This window comes from Pseudomonas sp. NFPP24 (assembly GCF_900112095.1).
In the GTDB taxonomy this organism is placed as follows: Bacteria; Pseudomonadota; Gammaproteobacteria; order Pseudomonadales; family Pseudomonadaceae; genus Aquipseudomonas; species Aquipseudomonas extremorientalis.
Window position 1 is genome coordinate 1 of the sequence record NZ_FOKD01000021.1, and the last position, 18,335, is coordinate 18,335.

At 61.1% G+C, this 18,335-nt stretch carries 18 protein-coding genes; 14 read left to right on the forward strand and 4 right to left on the reverse strand.

Features of this window, described 5'->3' with window-relative positions:
• Together BM026_RS28125 and BM026_RS29085 are read left to right on the forward strand one after the other, a co-directional pair.
• Positions 1-288 (forward strand): transposase (locus BM026_RS28125; protein WP_139217589.1); only part of this gene is annotated, 288 nt, incomplete at its 5' end.
• A 172-nt stretch (positions 289-460) separates the two neighbouring features.
• A complete protein-coding gene (locus BM026_RS29085; RefSeq protein WP_092243576.1) occupies positions 461-958 on the forward strand; it encodes a hypothetical protein in 498 nt (165 codons plus the stop codon).
• Between the two features lie 25 nt (positions 959-983).
• Here BM026_RS29085 and BM026_RS28140 read toward each other — a convergent pair whose 3' ends face one another.
• On the reverse strand, positions 984-1,781 hold the full coding sequence (locus BM026_RS28140) for a M949_RS01915 family surface polysaccharide biosynthesis protein (protein WP_071488310.1): 798 nt from the start codon (positions 1,779-1,781) through the stop codon (positions 984-986).
• A gap of 377 nt (positions 1,782-2,158) precedes the next feature.
• Here BM026_RS28140 and arnC point away from each other — a divergent pair, with 377 nt between their 5' ends.
• The 12 genes from arnC to BM026_RS28200 all read left to right on the forward strand — a co-directional run bounded on the left by arnC (position 2,159) and on the right by BM026_RS28200 (position 15,158).
• Positions 2,159-3,184 carry an undecaprenyl-phosphate 4-deoxy-4-formamido-L-arabinose transferase gene (gene arnC / locus BM026_RS28145; protein ID WP_093530837.1) on the forward strand — a complete coding sequence of 342 codons (1,026 nt, stop codon included), beginning with the start codon at positions 2,159-2,161 and terminating at the stop codon, positions 3,182-3,184.
• A 2-nt stretch (positions 3,185-3,186) separates the two neighbouring features.
• Positions 3,187-5,178: a bifunctional UDP-4-amino-4-deoxy-L-arabinose formyltransferase/UDP-glucuronic acid oxidase ArnA gene (gene arnA, locus BM026_RS28150; RefSeq protein WP_093530839.1), complete on the forward strand. Its 1,992-nt coding sequence runs from the start codon at positions 3,187-3,189 to the stop codon at positions 5,176-5,178.
• Positions 5,178-6,062 (forward strand): 4-deoxy-4-formamido-L-arabinose-phosphoundecaprenol deformylase, encoded by an 885-nt coding sequence (gene arnD / locus BM026_RS28155; RefSeq protein WP_093530841.1) that lies wholly within the window; start codon positions 5,178-5,180, stop codon positions 6,060-6,062. The genes arnA and arnD overlap by 1 nt, the downstream gene beginning before the upstream one ends.
• Positions 6,059-7,714 carry a lipid IV(A) 4-amino-4-deoxy-L-arabinosyltransferase gene (gene arnT / locus BM026_RS28160; protein ID WP_093530843.1) on the forward strand — a complete coding sequence of 552 codons (1,656 nt, stop codon included), beginning with the start codon at positions 6,059-6,061 and terminating at the stop codon, positions 7,712-7,714. Before arnD ends, arnT begins: the two co-directional genes overlap by 4 nt.
• On the forward strand, positions 7,711-8,058 hold the full coding sequence (arnE, locus tag BM026_RS28165) for a 4-amino-4-deoxy-L-arabinose-phosphoundecaprenol flippase subunit ArnE (protein WP_071488305.1): 348 nt from the start codon (positions 7,711-7,713) through the stop codon (positions 8,056-8,058). The genes arnT and arnE overlap by 4 nt, the downstream gene beginning before the upstream one ends.
• A complete protein-coding gene (gene arnF, locus BM026_RS28170) occupies positions 8,055-8,468 on the forward strand; it encodes a 4-amino-4-deoxy-L-arabinose-phosphoundecaprenol flippase subunit ArnF (RefSeq protein WP_092243593.1) in 414 nt (137 codons plus the stop codon). The genes arnE and arnF overlap by 4 nt, the downstream gene beginning before the upstream one ends.
• Positions 8,465-9,844 carry a UDP-glucose dehydrogenase family protein gene (locus BM026_RS28175; RefSeq protein WP_092243595.1) on the forward strand — a complete coding sequence of 460 codons (1,380 nt, stop codon included), beginning with the start codon at positions 8,465-8,467 and terminating at the stop codon, positions 9,842-9,844. Before arnF ends, BM026_RS28175 begins: the two co-directional genes overlap by 4 nt.
• Before the next feature lie 3 nt (positions 9,845-9,847).
• The gene (locus BM026_RS28180; protein WP_093530845.1) at positions 9,848-11,470 is read left to right on the forward strand and encodes an ArnT family glycosyltransferase; all 1,623 of its coding nucleotides are present in this window, start codon (positions 9,848-9,850) and stop codon (positions 11,468-11,470) included.
• Positions 11,471-11,638: 168 nt separating this feature from the next.
• Positions 11,639-11,872 carry a type VI secretion system contractile sheath small subunit gene (locus tag BM026_RS28185; RefSeq protein ID WP_139212853.1) on the forward strand — a complete coding sequence of 78 codons (234 nt, stop codon included), beginning with the start codon at positions 11,639-11,641 and terminating at the stop codon, positions 11,870-11,872.
• A gap of 175 nt (positions 11,873-12,047) precedes the next feature.
• Complete coding sequence (locus BM026_RS28190) at positions 12,048-12,758, forward strand: HPP family protein (RefSeq protein ID WP_093121009.1); 711 nt, start codon at positions 12,048-12,050, stop codon at positions 12,756-12,758.
• A gap of 141 nt (positions 12,759-12,899) precedes the next feature.
• A complete protein-coding gene (locus BM026_RS28195; RefSeq protein ID WP_093530847.1) occupies positions 12,900-14,003 on the forward strand; it encodes an enoyl-CoA hydratase/isomerase family protein in 1,104 nt (367 codons plus the stop codon).
• 3 nt (positions 14,004-14,006) lie between these two features.
• A complete protein-coding gene (locus BM026_RS28200) occupies positions 14,007-15,158 on the forward strand; it encodes an acyl-CoA dehydrogenase family protein (RefSeq protein ID WP_092243608.1) in 1,152 nt (383 codons plus the stop codon).
• A gap of 59 nt (positions 15,159-15,217) precedes the next feature.
• On the opposite strand, the gene BM026_RS28205 is transcribed toward BM026_RS28200, so the two are convergent.
• The 3 genes from BM026_RS28205 to BM026_RS28215 are packed head-to-tail and all read right to left on the reverse strand — an operon-like array spanning position 15,218 to position 18,324.
• On the reverse strand, positions 15,218-15,991 hold the full coding sequence (locus BM026_RS28205) for an enoyl-CoA hydratase (protein WP_093530849.1): 774 nt from the start codon (positions 15,989-15,991) through the stop codon (positions 15,218-15,220).
• An 11-nt stretch (positions 15,992-16,002) separates the two neighbouring features.
• Positions 16,003-17,130 carry an acyl-CoA dehydrogenase gene (locus BM026_RS28210; RefSeq protein WP_092243613.1) on the reverse strand — a complete coding sequence of 376 codons (1,128 nt, stop codon included), beginning with the start codon at positions 17,128-17,130 and terminating at the stop codon, positions 16,003-16,005.
• Between the two features lie 9 nt (positions 17,131-17,139).
• Complete coding sequence (locus tag BM026_RS28215; RefSeq protein ID WP_093530851.1) at positions 17,140-18,324, reverse strand: acetyl-CoA C-acyltransferase; 1,185 nt, start codon at positions 18,322-18,324, stop codon at positions 17,140-17,142.
• Positions 18,325-18,335: the final 11 nt, after the last annotated feature.

Consider the following 18,335-nt stretch of genomic DNA (forward strand, 5'->3'; position numbering starts at 1 on the left):
GCTGCATGGCGTCGCGCCTGGGATCGGGTTATACCGTTTTTTGTTTTCCCGGCGGGCATCCGCAAAGTGGTTTACACGACCAATGCCATCGAGAGCATCAATGCCCAGTTACGCAAGATCATCAAGACTCGAGGGCACTTCCCGACCGATGAGGCCGCGACGAAACTGATATGGCTTGGGTTGCGCAACATCACCGCCAACTGGGGTCATGCGGCACACGACTGGAAAGTGGCAATGAATCAATTTGCGATCCTGTACGGAGACCGATTTACCAGACCGAGCTGGTAAAACAAGGGCCTGCCTGACGGCAGGCCCTAACCAGCCCGAACACAAAAAAACTGATACTCCCCGATAAGCCTAATCACTACCGGTCGAAGCATTTTCCTATGCTGCTTTGTAGGCGCCTTGCTTTATTTTCAGCTTTTCATCCCTGCTCATTCACTCAGACAAAGGTTACTTTATGCCTATTGACACTCCTACCTCGCGTTATGCGAACCCTAATCCCTGGGCTGTCAAGCACTCATCCATTGCTCCAGACAGCCAGCCCCCTGCGTACAACACAACACTGTATGCCCCCTCGTATTTTGCGACGGTGGAAAACAAAGCCAAGGTTGATATCTCCCGGGATGACTTCAACCAGATCAATAAGCAGGTCAATGCTCTCGATAGAAAAATCGAAAAGATAGAGCGATTTTCAACCCGATATCCAGCCGCTATAACAGGCAAAGACACTCAAACATTGCGCCAGACAATGCTCAACCTGCGCAATCATGTAGCGACTGGGAACGGCAAAAGCAATGAAATGCAGGCATTGGCCCAAACGGTCAACAATCAAACGACAGCCATTGCACTGAAAGCGTTACAGGGCGTGCAGAAGAATGAACATGGCACGCCGGCTTTCGCTCAGAATCTGCAATTGCTTTCAGATGTCGAAAATATGCAGCAAAAAAAATACTGATGGTTTTACCTTGAGGCCTTGGCAGCTAGTCGGGCTCAACCGGGCCGTCCTCGGTTTGCGGTTGGCTCCAAGTCTCATCCTGTTTCTGCATCAACGCAAACCATTGGGTGCGCATGAAATCCAAGTACGGAGCGGGCGCCTTGGCAAAGTCCTTCTCATCGCCATAACACCCCGGCAACGGCAACTCGGTGCCCTGCTCCTTGTACTGGCTGACCAGCGCCTGCTGAGCGGCCACGCTGCAGTCCTTGGGCAGCGGCATGCCGCGCAGGGCGCCGGCCTCTTCGTCCCACCAGGCCGCACCGACGCGGTCGACCCCACGCAGGCGGTACTTCTGCGACTTGCCGACGTGCATGATCAACTTGAATTCGTTGGGGCTGACATCACTGGTGCAGGTGCGCGAATAGCCCACGGTGGCCTGGGTGATGCCGTCGCCAGTGAGGTCGGTGACTTTGGTTGCAGCCCGGTCAAAGCGCAGGGACGCATCGAATTCGCAGTGCTGCACATCGTCGTAGAGCATCCACACGCGCTTGGGGCGGTTGCCGTCGATCAGGTACTGGGCCGCATACACGAATGCCGACTGGGTGCCGTCGTCATCGCGCTCGCTGACTTGTTCGGCGAGCACCAGCAGGTTCTTGCCTTGTTTATCGTCCCAGGTATACGCGGCGATCTGCTTGCCGCGCACTTCCACGCCGTCCGGCACCTGGTCGATGCTGGTCAGCGCCACCCCATCATCGGCGCATACGGTGGTGATGCACGCGACGCTCATCAACAACCCCATCAACACTGGCCGCAATTGGCCGCGTAAAAGCTGCACGCTATTCATCCGTTCACCCTGGCAAGAGACGGCTTACTTTACCGGCACTTGGCGGGCATTGCAGAGAATATTCTTTACTGATCACCGGATTGAATAACATCGCGTCGCGCTCGCCCGGACGCCTTGCCTGGCACCTCGTCCACTTAGCTGAACCCTAGCTGTCTACCTGTCAAATAAACGAGTTTTTCATCTGCCTTTCATATCTGTTCCACATTTTTACGCTTAATCTTGGATACAGCACTTCATAGCAAACCGCGCTATATCGTCTAACCTCTTGATTACGTTCTATCTTCAGTGCCGCTTTCCAACCTGCATTCTGGACGTTTGCCTAATGATTGCTGCTGTTTCCACGCTCCAAGTTGCTCTAACCCCGAGGTCATGAATCTTTGAAACCCTACCCTATTCATTGCGTGTCGATCGTTATCCCGGTCTACAACGAACAAGAAAGCCTGCCTGAATTGCTGCGCCGTACCACCGCAGCCTGCAAGCAACTGGCCTACGAATACGAAATCATCCTGGTGGATGACGGTAGCCGCGACAATTCGGCCCAACTGCTGGAAGACGCCGCCTCGGAAGACGGCAGCAACGTGGTCGCGGTAATTCTCAACCGCAACTACGGCCAGCACGCGGCGATCATGGCCGGTTTCGAGCATTGCCGAGGCGAAGTGGTGATCACCCTCGACGCCGACCTGCAAAACCCGCCCGAAGAAATCCCGCGCCTGGTCGAGCAAGCGGCCCTGGGCTACGACGTGGTTGCCACCGTGCGCAACAATCGCCAGGACTCGGCCTTCCGCCGCTGGCCATCGCGCCTGATCAACCTGGCCGTGCAGCGTTCCACCGGCGTTGCCATGAGCGACTACGGCTGCATGCTGCGCGCCTACCGCCGCACCATTGTCGACGCGATGCTCGCCTGCCGTGAGCGCAGCACCTTCATCCCGATCCTGGCCAACGGCTTTGCCCGGCACACCACGGAAATCCTGGTGCACCACGCCGAGCGGGAACACGGCGAATCCAAATACAGCGCCATGCGCCTGATCAGCCTGATGTTCGACTTGCTGACCTGCATGACCACTACCCCGCTGCGACTGCTGTCCATCGTCGGCTTCAGCCTGGCGGCGCTGGGTGTGCTGTTTGCCTTCGCATTGATCATCCTGCGCCTGGCCTTTGGCGCCGACTGGGCTGGCGACGGTTTGTTCGTGCTGTTCGCGGTGTTGTTCGTGTTCACCGGCGGCCAGTTCATCGGCATGGGCCTCTTGGGTGAATACCTGGGCCGCATGTACAGCGACGTGCGCGCCCGTCCACGCTTCTTTATCGAAAAGGTGCTGCGCAACCAACCGGCAGCACCGGCTCCCGTGGTCGTCGTGGACGGCCTGGTGTCCTCCCATACTTCTACTTCTGCTGATCAGGTCTAATCATGAGTTCAAAAGCTGTTGTATTCGCGTACCACGATATTGGTTGTGCAGGCATTGAAGCGCTGCTCAACACCGGTTACGAAATTGCTGCCGTGTTCACCCATGCCGATGACCCCAAGGAAAACAACTTCTACGGTTCCGTCGCACAACTGTGCGCGCGCAATGGCATCCCGGTGCACGCCCCGGAAGACGCCAACCACCCGCTGTGGATCGAGCGCATCGCCAAGCTGAACCCGGACTACATTTTCTCGTTCTACTACCGCAACCTGCTCAGCGAGGCCCTGCTGGCCACCGCCAGCAAAGGCGCGTTCAACCTGCACGGCTCGTTGCTGCCGAAATACCGTGGCCGCGCCCCGGCCAACTGGGTACTGGTCAACGGCGAGACCGAAACCGGCGTGACCCTGCACCGCATGGTCAAGCGTGCCGATGCCGGCGCGATCCTGGCCCAGCAGAAAGTCATCATCGAACGCAACGACACCGGCCTGACCCTGCACGCCAAACTGCGCGACGCCGCCAGCACCCTGCTGCGCGACGCCCTGCCGCAACTGGCCCAGGACAAGCTGACGGAAACCGCCCAGGACGAAAGCCAGGCCACTTACTTCGGCCGCCGCACTGCCGCCGATGGCAAGCTGGAGTGGAAAAAACCGGCTGAAGAACTGTTCAACCTGGTGCGCGCCGTGACCCAACCGTACCCAGGCGCCTTCTGCGCCGTGGGCGAACACAAGTTGATCGTCTGGCAGGCCGAAGTGGTCAAGGGCAACGAAGGCCTGGCGCCGGGCCGTGTGATCAGCGTCAACCCGCTGCGCATCGCCTGCGGTGAAGACTCCCTGGTGGTCAAGTTCGGCCAGCGCAACGCCGACGGCCTGTTCCTCGCCGGCCCAGCCCTGGCGGACGCACTGGGCCTGGTCGACGGTTCCGTACTGCGCGGCGCCGAGTCCGGCCGCAAGCCACGGCGTACCCGGGTACTGATCCTGGGTGTGAACGGCTTTATCGGCAACCACCTGTCCGAGCGCCTGCTGCGCGACGACCGTTATGAAATCTACGGACTGGACATCGGTTCGGACGCCATCGAGCGCCTGCGCAGCCACCCGAACTTCCATTACGTCGAAGGCGATATCAGCATCCACACCGAGTGGATCGAGTACCACATCAAGAAGTGCGACGTGGTCCTGCCGCTGGTGGCCATCGCCACGCCAATCGAATACACCCGCAACCCGCTGCGCGTGTTCGAACTGGACTTCGAAGAAAACCTCAAGCTGGTGCGCTACTGCGTCAAGTACAACAAGCGCGTGATCTTCCCGTCGACCTCCGAAGTCTATGGCATGTGCCAGGACCAGTACTTCGACGAAGACACCTCCAATCTGGTGGTGGGTCCGGTCAACAAACAGCGCTGGATCTACTCGGTTTCCAAGCAGCTGCTGGACCGTGTGATCTGGGCGTACGGTGACAAGGGCCTGAAATTCACCCTGTTCCGTCCGTTCAACTGGATGGGCCCACGCCTGGACCGCCTGGATTCGGCGCGTATCGGCAGCTCCCGCGCAATCACCCAATTGATCCTGAACCTGGTGGAAGGTACGCCGATCCGCCTGTTCGACGGCGGCGAGCAGAAGCGTTGCTTTACCGATATCGCTGACGGCATCGAAGCCCTGGCTCGCATCATTGATAACGAAAACGGCGTGTGCGACGGCCAGATCATCAATATCGGCAACCCGGAAAACGAAGCCAGCATCCGTCAGTTGGGCGAAGAACTGCTGCGTCAGTTCGAAGCGCACCCGTTGCGTGGCAACTTCCCACCGTTCGCCGGTTTCCGCGACGTAGAAAGCAAGGCGTTCTACGGCACCGGTTACCAGGACGTGGCGCACCGCAAGCCAAGCATCGAAAACGCCAAGCGCCTGCTGGACTGGGAGCCGACCGTGGAAATGAGCGAAACCATCGGCAACACCCTGGACTTCTTCCTGCGTGAAGCCATGCTCGAAATCGCGGACAAAAAGTAATGGATGCAGGTCTTCGCATCGACGTCGACACCTACCGCGGCACCCGTGAAGGTGTGCCACGGTTGCTCGAGTCCCTGGATGAAGCCTCGGTGAAGGCAACGTTCTTCTTCAGTGTCGGGCCTGACAACATGGGGCGCCACTTGTGGCGTCTCATCCGCCCGCAATTCCTGTGGAAGATGCTGCGTTCCAATGCGGTCGGCCTGTATGGCCTGGACATCCTGCTCGCCGGCACCGCCTGGCCGGGCAAGCCGATCGGCCGTGACCTGGGGCACTTGATGCGCCAGGCCAAGGCCGCCGGGCACGAGGTGGGCCTGCACGCCTGGGATCACCACGGCTGGCAGGCCAACACCGGGCGCTGGAGCGAGGCGCAGTTGATCGAACAGATTCGCCGTGGCGTCGACACCCTCAGCGACATCCTCGGTGAGCGCATCGACTGTTCCGCCGCCGCCGGTTGGCGCGCGGATGAGCGCGTGGTGCAAGCCAAGCAAGGTTTCAACTTTCGCTACAACAGCGATTGCCGGGGCACCAGCCTGTTTCGTCCAACCCTGGCCGATGGCAGTGCGGGCACCCCACAAATTCCGGTAGACCTGCCGACCTTCGACGAAGTTGTCGGGCCGGTGGTGGCTGCCAAAGACTTCAATGGGTTCATCCTCGACCGTTTTGCCGAGTCGAAACTCAATGTCTATACGATCCACGCCGAAGTAGAAGGGATTCTGATGGCCAACGATTTTCGCCAGTTGCTCGCCCAGGCCGGGCAGCGCGGCATCGACTTCAAACCACTGGGCGACCTGTTGCCGTTGGACGTGACCACCCTGCCCCAGCAACAACTGGTACGTGGCGCCTTGCCCGGCCGCGAGGGTTGGCTCGGAGTGCAGCAGGCATGATCCGCCGTTGGGCCTTGCCCCTGCTTCTGTTGGCGTTTGGCGTGTTCTACCTGCTGCCGCTGGCCACCCATGGCCTGTGGATCCCGGATGAAACCCGCTACGCACAGATCAGCCAGGAAATGCTGCTGACCGGCAAGTGGGCTTCGCCGCACTTCATGGGCATCCGCTACTTCGAAAAACCGGCGGCGGGTTACTGGATGATTGCGCTGGGCCAGGCGATCTTCGGGCAGAACCTGTTCGGCGTGCGGTTTGCCTCGGCCCTGAGCACCGGCTTGAGCATCCTGCTGGTGTACGGGGTGTCGCGTCGGCTGTGGAATGACCCGCGCAAAACCCTGGTCAGCACCGTGCTGTACATGAGTTTTGTCAGCGTGGCCTTGCTCGGTGGCTACGCCAATCTGGATCCGCAGTTCACCTTCTGGGTCAACCTGACCGGAGCCGCCCTGTGGTTCTGCTTCGACAGCACCACCCGCAACGGGCGCCTGGGGTCCTGGGCGTTGCTCGGTTTTGCCTGCGGCATGGGCTTTATGACCAAGGGCTTTCTGGCGTGGTTGCTGCCGGTGTTGATCGCCCTGCCCTATGCGATCTGGCAGAAGCGTTTGCGTGAGCTGCTGGGCTACGGCGTGGTCGCCGTGGTGGTGGCGATTGTCGTCAGCTTGCCATGGGCGCTGGCGGTGCACCGGCAAGAGCCGGACTACTGGAATTTCTTCTTCTGGCACGAGCATATCCAGCGCTTCGCCGGTGACGATGCCCAGCACGCCCAGCCGTTCTGGTATTACCTGCCGCTGTTGGTTGCGTTCTGCCTGCCGTGGGTGGCGTTGTTGCCGTCGACCCTCAAACAGGCGTGGCGGGACAAACGCAGCGCAAAAATCGGTTTTGTAGTGCTGTGGCTGCTGATGCCCCTGGCCTTCTTCAGCCTGGCCAAGGGCAAGCTGCCGTCCTACATCATGCCGTGCCTGCTGCCCCTGGCCTTGTTGATGGGCAATACCCTGGCGGACAAACTGGCCCAGGGTCGCAGCCGTGCGCTGCGCATCAACGGCTGGCTGAACCTGATCATCGGTGTAGTGGCATTGCTCGCGCTGACCTGGCTGCAAATGAAGAAGCCGGTGTACGAACACGGCCAGGAAACCCTCAGCCTGGTGTTGGTGTTCACTTTTCTGTTTGCCTGGATCCTGGTCAACCTGCTGCAGGCGGCCCGGCCTTTGCACCTGTGGGCCGCACCGGTACTCGGCAGTTGGCTGATGGTGGCCTTGTTGCCAGCTGCCCTGCCGCATTCAGTGGTGTACAACAAGACGCCTGACCAATTCATCATTGATCACCTGCAAGAACTGCAACCGGCCACGGCCCTGCTGAGCAATGACCTGGGCGCAGCGTCGGCGCTGTCATGGCGCCTGGCGCGCCCCGACGTGACGCTCTACAACACCGTTGGCGAAGTCAAATACGGCCTGGCCTACGCGGACGCCACGCACCACAAGGTGGATACCAACCAAGTCCAGCAATGGATGAGCGATGCGCGCCAAAAGGGGCCGGTCGGCGTGGTCATGCGGGTCAAGGGCGACGACGAAATCGCCGAAGTCGACTTGCTGCCCAAGGACGGCAAGCGCTACGAACAAGGCAACATCGTGATCCTGATCTTCCCGCAGGCCGCGCAATGATCACCTTGCTGCTGTTACTGGCCGCCTGCCTGCTCACCTGCATGGGACAGGTCTCCCAGAAGTTCGCCGTGGAACGCTGGCGCGACCTGCCGGATGGCTGGGCGCTGAAGCTGCGCTCGCCCTGGTTGTGGTCGGCGCTGGTGTGCCTGGGCCTGGGCCTGCTGGTGTGGCTGCTGGTGTTGCAACGCCTGGAAGTCGGTATTGCCTACCCGATGCTCAGCCTCAACTTCGTGCTGGTCACGCTGGTCGCGCGTTTTGTGTTCAAAGAGCACATCGATACCCGCCATTGGCTGGGTGTCGCGCTGGTGATCGGCGGCGTCGTGCTGCTGGGTCGCCAGGTATGAGCCGGATCCAGGGGTTTGCCCTGGCCCTGGGCAGCGTCGGCCTGGTCAGCGCGGCCCAACTGGGCATGCGCTGGAGCATGACGCGCCTGCCGCTGCCCAGCGCATGGCTGGATGCCTTGAGCCAGAACAGCATCGACCTGGGCGCCCTCGGCGTCGTGACCCTGGCGATCCTGGCATACGCACTGTCGATGCTCTGCTGGCTCGGTGCGCTCAAGCATTTGCCGCTGGGCCGCGCCTATTCGCTACTGAGCATCAGCTATGCCTTGGTGTACCTGCTGGCGGCCAGCCTGCCGGTGTTCAACGAACATTTTTCCGTTTCAAAAACCCTGGGGGTGGCCTTGGTCATCCTCGGTGTTCTGGTTATCAACTCTCGTCGTGCTAGCGCCACAAGTCCCAGGAATGCCCCATGAAAATCAGTGTATTTGGTAGCGGTTACGTCGGTCTGGTGCAGGCCACCGTGTTGGCTGAAGTCGGCCACGATGTCATTTGCATGGACGTTGACAAGAACAAGGTCGAGTCACTGCAAAAAGGCCATGTGACCATCTTCGAGCCGGGGCTGGCTGCGATGGTCAAGGAAAACCTGGAGAGTGGGCGGCTGCACTTCACCCATGATGAAAAGTTGGCGGTGGAACACGGCGAAGTCCTGTTCATTGCCGTGGGCACGCCTTCGGACGAAGACGGCTCGGCCGACCTGAAATACGTGCTGTCGGTAGGCGACGCCGTCGCCCGCCACCGCAAAGAGCCGGTGATCCTGGTGGAAAAATCCACCGTGCCGGTCGGCACCGGCGACACCCTGCGCGCCCACATCGAAAAAGCCCTGCACCTGGCCGGCCGGCACCTGGAGTTCGATATCGTCTCCAACCCGGAATTCCTCAAGGAGGGCTCGGCCGTGGCCGACTGCCGCCGCCCGGACCGCATCATCATCGGTTGTGAGCGCGAAGAAGTGCGCGACGTGATGCGCGACCTGTACGCACCGTTCAACCGCAACCACGACCGCATCATCTTCATGGACCTGCGCAGCGCCGAGCTGACCAAGTACGCCGCCAACTGCATGCTGGCGACCAAGATCAGCTTTATCAACCAGATCGCCGAGTTGGCCGAACACCTGGGGGCGGACATCGAAGCCGTGCGCCTGGGCATTGGCGCCGACTCGCGCATCGGCTACCACTTTATCTACCCTGGCTGCGGCTACGGCGGTTCGTGCTTCCCCAAGGACATGCGCGCCCTGATCCACAGCGCCCGGCAAGCCAACTGCTCCAGCGACCTGCTGGAAGCGGTAGAAGCCATCAACCAGCGCCAGAAGAGCAAGTTGTTCGAGCGGATCAAGGCGTTCTTCAAGGGCGACCTGCGCGGCAAGACCTTTGCCCTGTGGGGCCTGGCGTTCAAGCCCAACACCGACGACATGCGCGATGCTCCCAGCCGCGTGCTGATGGAAGCGTTGTGGGCCGCCGGCGCCAACGTGCGCGCATTCGACCCGGAAGCCATGCAGGAAACCCAACGTATCTATGGCGATGACCCACGGCTGATGCTCATGGGCACCCCCGAATCCACACTGGGCGGTGCCGATGCGCTGATCGTCTGCACCGAATGGCAGCAATTCAAGGCGCCGGACTTCGACCTGATCCACCAGCGCCTGAAAACCCCGGTGATCTTCGACGGCCGCAACCTCTACGACGGCGAGCGCCTGGCACGCAAAGGCTTCCAGTACTACCCGATCGGCCGCGGTGATTCCTGCCAGTTGCCGATTCCCCAGCAACAGTGGCTGCCACAGGTTGTGGAAGCCTGAGACGTGAACAAAGCTCAACCGTCCCCGCTGAATGCAACGATCCGCCGCCAATCCCTTGGTCTGGGATTGCTGGCGTTGTTGCTGTTTATCGCCGGCAACTGGCACCAGGCAATCATCGGCTTCGACTCGCGCTTTGTGTTGTTTGCCCAGGAAATGCTGCGTCATGGCCCCAGCGTCTTCCCCACCACCTATGGGCAGCCTTATGCGGATTACCTGGCCACCTCGACACTGTTGACCTGGCTGGTTTCACTGCCCCTGGGCCAGGTCACCAGCCTCACGGCCTGGTTGCCCACGGCGATCGCCTCGGCGTTTATCGTCACCCTGGTGTATCGCCTGACAGCGCCCTACTCCCAGCGCTGGGGGCTGCTGAGCATTGCGCTCCTGTTGTTGAGCAGCAACTTCATCAGCGAAACCCGTGCGGTGTCCCTCGACCAGATGCTGGCCGCCATCGCCCTGGCGGTGTTCTACCTGGGTTATGCCCATGATCACTTCCGGTCCGCTAAACGCCTGCATTGGCTGTACCTGCTGCTGATCCTGGGCTTTGCCGTGCGTGGGCCGATTGGCCTGGTGATTCCTACGGGCGTGCTCTGCAGCTACTACCTGATCAACCGGCAATGGCGCCAGCTGTTCAGTTTCGGCTTGCTGGCGCTGGCGCTGCTGGTGGCATGCGTGGGCCTGTTGCTGCTGATGGCCAAGTTGAGCGGTGGCGAAAGCTTCATGCAGGACGTGATCCGCATGCAGTTCCTCGGCCGCATGGATGGCAGCGAAGGCTCGAGCGGCCTGCTGTACTACTTCACCAGTTCGCTGGGCAACTACGCCTTGGCGTATCCGATGGCGCTGCTGGTACTGCTGGCCATGGTGCTCAGCGGGCGCCGCGCGCCGGGACCGGCATTGCAGTTGGTGTGGTATTGCGCCGCCGCAGGCTTGCTGGTGATGGTCGGCCTGTCGATTCCCCAGGCGAAAAAAGCACGTTACGTGCTGCCGATGTTGCCCATGGCGGCGATCATTGCGGCATACCCGTTCCAGGTCGCACACGGACGGCTCTTCGCCGGGCTGCGTGGGCTGATGCTGGGGATCTGGACGTTGTTGCCGACGCTGTTGATCGTCGGCCTGCTGTTGGCACGACCGCGCTACCCTGAGCAGTTGAGCCATCTCGGCTGGGTGTTGGGCGTGCTGGGCGGCCTGCAGGTGCTGGCCTTGGTGACACTCTTCAAGAGCCGCCTGCGTGCGGTCGGACCGGCTTTTGCCGCGGTGCTGGCAGTGTGGGCCTCCTATATCCTGGTGGTCGAGCCGCTGGAGCGCAGTATCTACGACACCCGCACCTTTACCTTGCAGGTTCATGAGCAGGTGATGCAGCAACGCGCGCCGGTGGTGCTGCATGGCTTGGGCAAAGACGCCAAGGCCATCAAGTACATGGTCAACCTCGATTGCGACCAAGTGCCGTTGTTCACTCAGCAACCCGCCGACCTCAAGCCACTCCAGGGACCCGCCTGGCTGGTGATGAGCCAAGTGGATTACGAAGGCTTGCAAGACCCGCGCTTTCGTTCCATCACGCCGACCCTGACCGGCGAATTCGACCGCAACCCTTACGTGCTGCTGCACCTGGCCAAACCTGTGCAACCTTGAGTCTGCGCCAGCGCTGCCGGCGCGGAAAATTCCCACGCAGCTTTACGTAATAACTGGTGCCGTTTCTCTTTCCTGCGTCCAAAACCCAACGGTAAACTCGCTTGCCTGGTGCGGTATTCATGTACCGCCACAGGTCATGGGTGACCACAAGGACGAGAGGACAACGCCGTGCCAGATGATGCTTCGCTTGATAACCCAGCCTTGACCAGCACCGAAGTGCATGTCGGCTATATTCCCCTGCCACCGCTGGACCGGCTGATGGGGTTGCGCGACGCGTTGGTGGCGTTGAAAGGCCCGCTGGCCAGTGAACCCGGTTTGCAGGAGAACCTGCGCAAGCGTTTTTTCGATGAAGAGTTCAGTAATCGGGTGCTGGGTAAAGTCTGCTGCTCGATAGTAGTCTGACCGTATTCCAATTCATTATTTTTGCATTCAACCCTCATTAATATGCATTGGCGCCTCTGTTCCACGCGCGGCACACTGCATGGGTTCCTTCCCCCAAATGTTGGAACTTTCAAAGGGCTTTTCCGGGCAACCAGACAAGCCTTTTTTTTGCCCGCTGTTTATGGACTGCCTCCCAATGCTCGCTCGCTGGTTCCCCGCTGCTATCAATACCCGCCCCACCGAATGGAGCCGTGCCGCGATCGGCATGGCCCTTGGCACCTTGTTCAGCGTCTGGTTGTGCTCCCAGGTGTTTGGCATGGATGTCGCGTTGCACCTGCTTGGCCCGCTGGGTGCGTCGGCCGTCCTGTTGTTCGCCGTGTCATCGGGTGCCTTGGCGCAACCCTGGTCGATTATCGGCAGCTACCTGTGCGCAGGCGTGATTGCCTTGCTGGTCACCCGTGTCCTCGGCCCGTCCCTGGGCGGCGCCTGCCTGGCGGCCGGCATGACCGTAATACTGATGTGCTGGTTGCGCTGCCTGCACCCGCCCGCCGGTGGCCTGGCCATGACACTGGTCCTGGCAGACCCGGCGTCCGCCGCCCTGGGCTGGTATGAGCTGGGTGCGGTATTGCTCGGCGCCGGTGCGCTGCTGGCCTGCGCACTGGCGTATAACAACGCCACGCGCACGCGTTATCCCAAAGGCGCGGTGGAAGCACCGGCACCGCTACCGTTCAGCCCCAGGGCCGACCGAGACCCTGGTATTACCGCCGCTGATTTGACACTGGCGCTGGCGCAAATGGAGCGGTTCTACGATGTGGAGCCCAGCGAACTGGAACAACTCATCCACGCGGCGCAAACCCACGCCAGGCGCCGTAGCATCGGCGAAACACTGGCCAGCCGGTTACCCTGAGCCGGTCGTGCGCTTGCTGCATAAATGCAAAAACGACCTGCAGGATTGAAGGTTGTACTAGGCAAATTTGCACTGGTACGATCGCGAGAAGGTTCATCCGTGAACATCTTGATAAAGAACAATAAAAGCAGGGAGTTATCGATGACTGCTCAGGTTTCATCCGAAGCAAGCCACGCCCAAGTACTTCAGGACGAAGTCCTCGCCGAGGTCCGCAACCACATCGGCCACCTCACCCTCAATCGCCCCGCCGGCTTGAATGCCATTACCCTGGACATGGTGCGCAGCCTCACGTCCCAGTTGCAGGCATGGGCTGACGATCCGCAGGTGTATGCCGTGGTCCTGCGCGGTGCCGGTGAAAAAGCTTTCTGTGCAGGTGGCGATATCCGTTCTCTGTACGACAGCTTCAAGAACGGCGACACCCTGCACCAGGACTTCTTCGTCGAGGAATATGCTCTGGATCTGGCCATCCACCACTACCGCAAGCCAGTCGTGGCACTGATGGACGGGTTTGTCCTCGGCGGCGGCATGGGCCTGGTGCAGGGCGCTGATTTGCGCGTAGTCACCGAGCGCAGCCGCCTGGCGATGCCGGAAGTGGCCATCGGTTATTTCCCTGACGTGGGTGGCAGCTACTTTCTGCCGCGCATCCCCGGCGAACTGGGGATCTACCTGGGCGTGACCGGGGTACAGATCCGCGCGGCCGACGCGCTGTATTGCGGGTTGGCTGATTGGTACCTGGAAAGCCACAAGCTCGCCGACCTTGACCAGAAGCTCGACCGCCTGCAATGGCACGACTCGCCGCTCAAAGACCTGCAGGGCGTGCTCGCCAAGCTGGCCGTGCAGCAATTGCCCGATCCACCGTTGGCCGCTCTGCGCCCCGCCATCGACCACTTTTTCGCGCTGCCGGATGTGCCGAGCATCGTTGAACAATTGCAGCAAGTCACCGTGGCCGACAGCCATGAATGGGCGTTGACCACCGCTGACCTGATGCTGACCCGCTCCCCCCTGGCCATGGCCGTTACGTTGGAGATGTTGCGCCGCGGCCGGCGCCTGCCCCTGGAAGACTGTTTTGCCTTGGAGCTGCACCTGGACCGCCAATGGTTCGAGCGCGGCGACCTGATCGAAGGCGTGCGCGCCCTGATCATCGACAAAGACAAAAGCCCGCGCTGGAACCCGCCCACCCTGCACGGGCTGGCCCTCAGCCACGTTGAGAGCTTTTTTCATCACTTCGAGAAGGTTGCGAAATAAGCCATGCAAGACATTGAATACACTGAAGAACAAGTAATGATCCGCGACATGGCGCGTGACTTCGCCCGGGGTGAAATCGCACCGCACGCCCAAGCCTGGGAGAAAGCCGGCTGGATCGACGACGCCCTGGTGGCAAAGATGGGCGAACTGGGCCTGCTGGGCATGGTGGTGCCGGAAGAATGGGGCGGCACCTATGTCGATTACGTCGCCTATGCCCTCGCCGTCGAGGAGATTTCCGCAGGTGACGGTGCCACTGGCGCACTGATGAGTATCCATAATTCAGTGGGTTGCGGGCCGATTCTCAACTACGGCACAGATGAACAAAAACAGACCTGGCTGGGCGACCTCGCCAGCGGCCAGGCGATTGGCTGCTTCTGCCTGACCGAACCCCAGGCCGGTTCCGAAGCGCACAACCTGCGTACCCGTGCCGAACTGCGCGACGGCCAGTGGGTAATCAACGGGGCCAAGCAGTTCGTCAGTAATGGTAAACGCGCCAAACTGGCGATTGTATTTGCGGTGACTGATCCCGACCTGGGCAAGAAAGGCATCTCGGCGTTCCTGGTGCCCACCGCAACCCCGGGATTCGTGGTGGATCGTACCGAACACAAGATGGGCATCCGTGCGTCCGATACCTGCGCCGTGACCCTGAACCAGTGCAGCGTGCCCGAGGCCAACCTGCTGGGTGAGCGTGGCAAAGGCCTCGCCATCGCGCTGTCCAACCTGGAGGGTGGCCGCATCGGCATTGCCGCCCAGGCATTGGGCATCGCCCGCGCGGCATTTGAAGCAGCGCTGGCCTATGCCCGTGATCGGGTGCAGTTCAACAAGGCAATCATCGAGCACCAGAGCGTGGCCAATTTGCTGGCCGACATGCAAACCCAGCTTAACGCCGCACGCTTGCTGATCCTGCACGCCGCACGGCTGCGCAGTGCCGGAAAACCCTGCTTGTCGGAAGCGTCCCAGGCCAAACTGTTTGCCTCGGAAATGGCCGAGAAGGTTTGCTCATCGGCGATGCAGATTCACGGTGGGTACGGATACCTGGAAGATTATCCGGTGGAGCGTTACTACCGGGATGCGCGGATCACGCAGATTTACGAAGGGACCAGTGAGATTCAGCGGATGGTGATTGCCAGGGAGCTGAAGAACTATCAGCTCTAGCAATGTGGGAGGGGGCAAGCCCCCTCCCACCTTTGATACTCAGTGTCTTTGACACCGGGTTATTTGTCCTTGAACTCCGGCGCGCGCTTGGCCACGAATGCCGCCATGCCTTCCTTCTGATCCTGCGTGGCGAACGCCGCATGGAACACCCGGCGCTCAAAGCGCACGCCTTCCGACAAGCTCACTTCGAACGCTCGGTTCACGCTTTCCTTGACCATCATGCTGATCGGCACCGACTTGCCGGCAATCAGCGTCGCGACTTTCAGCGCTTCGTCCAGCAGTTCATCGGCGGGTACGATACGCGCAACAATCCCGCAGCGCTCCGCTTCCACCGCATCGATAAAGCGCCCGGTCAGGCACATTTCCATGGCCTTGGCCTTGCCCACCGCACGGGTCAGGCGCTGGGTGCCGCCCATGCCGGGCAGTACGCCGAGGTTGATTTCCGGCTGGCCGAACTTGGCGCTGTCACCGGCCAGGATGAAGTCGCACATCAACGCCAGTTCGCAACCGCCGCCCAGGGCGAAGCCGTTGACGGCGGCGATGATCGGCTTGCGGCGGTTGGCCACGCGGTCGCTGTCGCTGAACAGATCGTCGAGGTAGATCTGCGGGTAGGTCAGCTCGGCCATTTCCTTGATGTCGGCACCGGCGGCGAAGGCTTTTTTCGAGCCGGTCAACACGATGCAGCCGATCTCCGGGTTGGCTTCAAGGCCATCCAGCGCCTGGTTCAACTCGTTGACCAGTTGCGCGTTCAGGGCGTTCAAGGCTTGCGGGCGATTGAGGGTAATCAGCCCGACGCGGCCCTGGACTTCAAGCAAAATGGTTTCGTAACTCATGTATCGGCTCCTTAGAGATTGCGTGAGATGACCATGCGCTGGATATCGCTGGTGCCTTCGTAAATCTGGCAGACCCGCACGTCGCGGTAAATCCGCTCCAGAGGGAAGTCGCTCAGGTAACCGTAACCGCCCAGGGTTTGCAAGGCGGCCGAACAGACTTTCTCGGCCATTTCCGAAGCAAACAGCTTGGCCATCGAGGCTTCCACCAGTGCAGGCTTGCCGCTGTCGCGCAGTGCAGCGGCGTAATGCACCATCTGCCGGGCAACCGCGATTTGCGTGGCCATGTCCGCCAGACGGAAAGCGACGGCCTGGTGCTCGATGATGGGTTTGCCGAAGCTTTCGCGCTCGCGGGCGTAGTCGCGGGCTGCTTCAAAGGCGGCGCGGGCCATGCCCACCGATTGCGAGGCAATGCCTACGCGCCCACCTTCCAGGTTGGCCAGAGCAATCCTGTAGCCTTCGCCCTCCTCCCCCAGACGGTTGGCGACAGGAACCTTCACGTCCTCAAACAGGATCTGGCAGGTATCGGAGGCATGCTGGCCCAGTTTGTCCTCAACCCGCGCCACGCTGTAGCCCGGCGAGTCGGTCGGCACGATAAACGCGCTGATCCCGCGCTTGCCCGCCGCCGGGTCGGTCACGGCAAACACAATCACCACGCCGGCGTTCTGTCCGGAGGTGATGAACTGTTTGCAGCCATTGAGTACGTAATGGTCGCCTTCAAGGCGTGCGCGGGTCTTCAGGCTACTGGCATCAGAGCCGGCCTGGGGCTCGGTCAATGCGAACGCACCGAGCATGGCACCACTGGCCAGGGGCTTGAGGAATTGCTCTTTCTGCTGGTCGTTACCGAACTTGAGAATCGGCACGCAACCCACAGAGTTGTGCACGCTCATGATGGTCGAGCAGGCCCCGTCACCGGCGGCAATTTCTTCCAGCGCCATGGCGTAGGCCAGGTAACCGGTGTCGCAACCGCCCCACTGTTCCGGCACCAGCATGCCGAAAAAGCCCAGCTCGGCCATTTCACCAATGGCTTCCCTGGGGAACCGGTGCTCGCGGTCCCACTCGGCGGCAAAGGGTTTCAGGCGTTCCTGGGCAAATTGCCGGGCGGCGTCGCTGATTTGCAGTTGTTCTTCATTGGGCAGCATGGTGGTTCCTTAGTACAGGCATTCGACGGCCATCGCCGTGGCTTCACCGCCGCCGATGCAGATGGCGGCGACGCCACGCTTGAGGCCTTTCTGGCGCAGGGCCGAAAGCAAGGTCACCAGGATCCGTGCACCGGAGGCACCGATCGGATGGCCCAGGGCGCAGGCACCGCCATGCACATTGACCTTGGCATGGGGGATCTCCAGTTTGCTCATGGTCACCAGGCTGACCACGGCAAAGGCTTCGTTGATTTCGAACAGATCGACGTCACCCAGGCTCCAGCCGGTCTTGCTCATCAGTTTGCGGATCGCTCCCACCGGTGCCACCGGGAACAGCCCTGGCTCGTCGGCGAACGCCGCATGCCCATGGATCACCGCCAAGGGCTTGAGGCCACGTTTCTGTGCCTCGGACTGGCGCATCAGCAACAAGGCCGCCGCACCGTCGGAAATCGAGCTGGAGTTGGCCGCCGTCACGGTGCCGCCTTCACGGAAGGCCGGTTTCAGGCTGGTGATCTTGTCCAGCTTGGCCTTGGGAGGTTGTTCGTCATGCAGGATGGTTTTCTGTTCTTTGCCCACGGTGACCTGCACCGGGACGATTTCTGCGGCAAAGCTGCCATGGGTAATAGCTTCTTGCGCCCGGGTCAACGAAGCGATGGCGAACGCATCCTGGGCCTCGCGGGTAAAACCGTTGTGCAGGGCGCAGTCTTCGGCAAAGGTGCCCATCAGGCGGCCCTTGTCGTAGGCGTCTTCGAGGCCGTCGAGGAACATGTGATCGAGCACCTTGCCGTGGCCCATGCGGTAGCCGCTGCGCGCACGGTCCAGCAGGTACGGCGCGTTGGACATGCTTTCCATGCCACCGGCAATCACCACGTCGACACTGCCGGCCAGCAGTGAATCATGGGCCAGGATCGCGGCCTCCATGCCCGAACCGCACATCTTGTTGAGGGTGGTGCAGCGCGTGCCCTTGTCCAGCCCGGCACCCAGCGCAGCCTGACGTGCCGGTGCCTGGCCGAGGCCTGCGGGCAGTACGCAGCCGAACAGTACTTCATCCACGGCGTCGGGGGCGACACCGGCACGCTCGACGGCGGCGCGAATCGCAGCGGAACCCAACTGCGGCGCGGTCAGGCCCTTGAGGTCGCCCTGGAACCCACCCATGGGCGTGCGCACAGCGCTGACGATAACGATAGGATCGGTCATGGGAATTGCTC

Excerpts from the sequence above, each read along its gene's own strand:
- arnD (WP_093530841.1), top strand. The coding sequence starts at position 5,178 with ATGGATGCAGGTCTTCGCATCGACGTCGACACCTACCGCGGCACCCGT.
- BM026_RS28205 (WP_093530849.1), bottom strand. The coding sequence starts at position 15,991 with ATGAGTTACGAAACCATTTTGCTTGAAGTCCAGGGCCGCGTCGGGCTG.
- arnA (WP_093530839.1), top strand. The coding sequence starts at position 3,187 with ATGAGTTCAAAAGCTGTTGTATTCGCGTACCACGATATTGGTTGTGCA.
- BM026_RS28200 (WP_092243608.1), top strand. The coding sequence starts at position 14,007 with ATGCAAGACATTGAATACACTGAAGAACAAGTAATGATCCGCGACATG.
- arnE (WP_071488305.1), top strand. The coding sequence starts at position 7,711 with ATGATCACCTTGCTGCTGTTACTGGCCGCCTGCCTGCTCACCTGCATG.
- arnF (WP_092243593.1), top strand. The coding sequence starts at position 8,055 with ATGAGCCGGATCCAGGGGTTTGCCCTGGCCCTGGGCAGCGTCGGCCTG.
- BM026_RS28195 (WP_093530847.1), top strand. The coding sequence starts at position 12,900 with ATGACTGCTCAGGTTTCATCCGAAGCAAGCCACGCCCAAGTACTTCAG.
- BM026_RS28215 (WP_093530851.1), bottom strand. The coding sequence starts at position 18,324 with ATGACCGATCCTATCGTTATCGTCAGCGCTGTGCGCACGCCCATGGGT.
- BM026_RS28140 (WP_071488310.1), bottom strand. The coding sequence starts at position 1,781 with ATGAATAGCGTGCAGCTTTTACGCGGCCAATTGCGGCCAGTGTTGATG.
- BM026_RS28175 (WP_092243595.1), top strand. The coding sequence starts at position 8,465 with ATGAAAATCAGTGTATTTGGTAGCGGTTACGTCGGTCTGGTGCAGGCC.
- BM026_RS29085 (WP_092243576.1), top strand. The coding sequence starts at position 461 with ATGCCTATTGACACTCCTACCTCGCGTTATGCGAACCCTAATCCCTGG.
- BM026_RS28210 (WP_092243613.1), bottom strand. The coding sequence starts at position 17,130 with ATGCTGCCCAATGAAGAACAACTGCAAATCAGCGACGCCGCCCGGCAA.
- arnT (WP_093530843.1), top strand. The coding sequence starts at position 6,059 with ATGATCCGCCGTTGGGCCTTGCCCCTGCTTCTGTTGGCGTTTGGCGTG.
- BM026_RS28190 (WP_093121009.1), top strand. The coding sequence starts at position 12,048 with ATGCTCGCTCGCTGGTTCCCCGCTGCTATCAATACCCGCCCCACCGAA.